Annotated in this window: 3 protein-coding genes and 1 pseudogene; 3 read left to right on the top strand and 1 reads right to left on the bottom strand. The window is 69.8% G+C overall.

What is annotated here, in order from left to right:
- Positions 1-247 precede the first annotated feature (247 nt).
- The 3 genes from ENN83_RS06155 (at position 248) to ENN83_RS06145 (ending at position 1,757) form a co-directional block, all read left to right on the top strand.
- Positions 248-838 carry a hypothetical protein gene (locus ENN83_RS06155; RefSeq protein WP_287185251.1) on the top strand — a complete coding sequence of 197 codons (591 nt, stop codon included), beginning with the start codon at positions 248-250 and terminating at the stop codon, positions 836-838.
- Between the two features lie 122 nt (positions 839-960).
- On the top strand, positions 961-1,317 hold the full coding sequence (locus ENN83_RS06150) for a hypothetical protein (RefSeq protein WP_287185249.1): 357 nt from the start codon (positions 961-963) through the stop codon (positions 1,315-1,317).
- Positions 1,299-1,757 (top strand): YdcF family protein, encoded by a 459-nt coding sequence (locus tag ENN83_RS06145; protein ID WP_287185247.1) that lies wholly within the window; start codon positions 1,299-1,301, stop codon positions 1,755-1,757. Before ENN83_RS06150 ends, ENN83_RS06145 begins: the two co-directional genes overlap by 19 nt.
- Here ENN83_RS06145 and ENN83_RS06140 read toward each other — a convergent pair.
- Positions 1,741-1,935, bottom strand: a pseudogene (locus ENN83_RS06140) (hypothetical protein); the annotation flags it as partial. The gene ENN83_RS06145 and the pseudogene ENN83_RS06140 sit on opposite strands and share 17 nt — an antisense overlap.

Here is a 1,935-nt window from a genome sequence, read left to right as displayed (position 1 = left end):
GGGCGCGAATTGTGCCTTTCCGGTCACAGACGGACAGCAAGTGCCTCTTCCGGACAGGGGGAAGATTCCTGCATTGTTGATTGACAGCGTTCAAATCATTGGAATTCATAATGATTAACAACCAGAAGTGCCGAAAAAGACAGGTTGAGTCGCCTCATGCGCGATCATATAGGCGGAAATCGGCTCATCCATGGGCGGCCGCAATTGCCGGGCCGCCACGCATCACAAACGGGACGAGGGGTAGGGCATGTCTTTGCAGAACGTCGGTCCGGTCGACCGGGCACGCCCCTTGCCGGGCGCCGCGTTGCCCGGCGAGCGGAGCCGGGGCCTTCAGGCCCTGATCCTCGATTACGAGTATTTCGAACAGCTCTGCGCCGAGGCGCTGGACGAACAGGCCGCGCTGGGCCGGAAGATCGCGCGCCGCAGCGCCGCCGCCCCGGCCCTGCGGGATGCCCCCGGCCGGTCCGCTGGCGTCGCGGAGGCCGCCCCGTCCGGCGCGGCGCCGCTGTCCCCGGCGCGGATCGTCCGCCGCGGCACGCTGGCCCGCAGCGTCATCGGACCCGACCTGCCGCTGCGCGGCAAGAACGTCGTGCTGAACGGGTCGGACGCCGAGCTGCAGGAACTGGACGCGATCGAAAGCCGGATCATGCTGCTGAAATACCAGATGCAGGATCTGGAGCGCACGATCCTGGAAACCCGGCCGATCCATGCGCGGGACGCGTCGACCAAGCTGAAATTCATGGTGGCCCTGCTGATGAGCGCGCCGCATTTCGAGAAGGATTATTTCGCCTATCTCGTCGAGGAATGCGCGCAGGTGGTCGGCGCCCAGCCGACCTGAGGGCGCGCGCCCGCGTGGTCGCGATCGACCTTGGTCAATGCCGCGATGCCGGATTCTGGTCCATCCTCGCGGGTGCGCCTGCGCCCCCGGGGAATGCCGGTTGATCCGCAGAGGGGTGCAAGATGTCTTTCCTCTTGAGTGCCGCAATCGTGGCCACCTGTCTTGCGGCCACGCCCGCCGCGGCGCAATTCGCCGAACAGGTCCTGCTGCGCCAGGGCGCGTGGCATGTGTCCTATGTGCGCAACACCCATACCGGCGAGGATGTCACGACGCGGCGCTTCCTGCGGGAATTGCAGGCGGGCAACGCGGTCGCAGTCTATGAACAGGGCCTGTCGCCGCCCTTTGCGCGGTTCTCGCTCAGCGGGTCGCGGGTGGCCATCGACGCGGTGTTCGAGTGCTGGAGCATGATCCAGCAGGCAGGCCGGTTGACCCGGCCGCGGGGCCGCGCCACGCTTGGACTGTGCGACATGCGATCCTGATCCTGGGCGCGGCGATGCGGCCCGACGGCACGCCCGGCGCGGCGCTGGTGCGGCGGGCCCGGCATGGCGCGGCGCTGTGGCGCGCGGCGCCCGGCGCGGTGGTGCTGGCCAGCGGCGCGCATGGCGAGGCCGAGGCGATCGGGGCGATCTGCCGGGCCGAGGGCGTGCCCGAAGACCGCCTGCTGCTGGAATGCGCGGCGCACAACACCGCGCAGAACATCGCGCTTTCGGCCCCGATCCTGGCCGCGCGGGGCATCGCGCAGGTGACGCTGGTGACGGATTACTACCACCTGCCGCGGGCGCGGCTGCTGGCGGCGCGCGCGGGGCTGCGGGTGGCCGGGGCCGTGCCGCGCCACGGGATCGGGCGGCCGCATCGCCATGCCTGGCTGTTGCTGCGCGAGGCGGCGGCGCTGGTCGCGGCGCTCAGCGCCAGACATTGACCGTGACGTAATCGCCACGGCCGCCCTGCCCCCAGATCCGCACCACGACCGTCGCGCCGCCCGCGACGATGCTGCGCGCGGCGACCGGGTCGATCCGGCCGCCCATCAGCATGCGTTTCATCGCCGCGCGGTTGTTCGCGTCGGCGAGGAACGGATCGCCCTCGTCGCCCGGGTCGCG

It is taken from the genome of Rhodovulum sp. (genome assembly GCF_011048875.1).
In the GTDB taxonomy this organism is placed as follows: domain Bacteria; phylum Pseudomonadota; class Alphaproteobacteria; order Rhodobacterales; family Rhodobacteraceae; genus Rhodovulum; species Rhodovulum tesquicola.
This window is presented reverse-complemented; position numbering and strand designations above follow the sequence as displayed.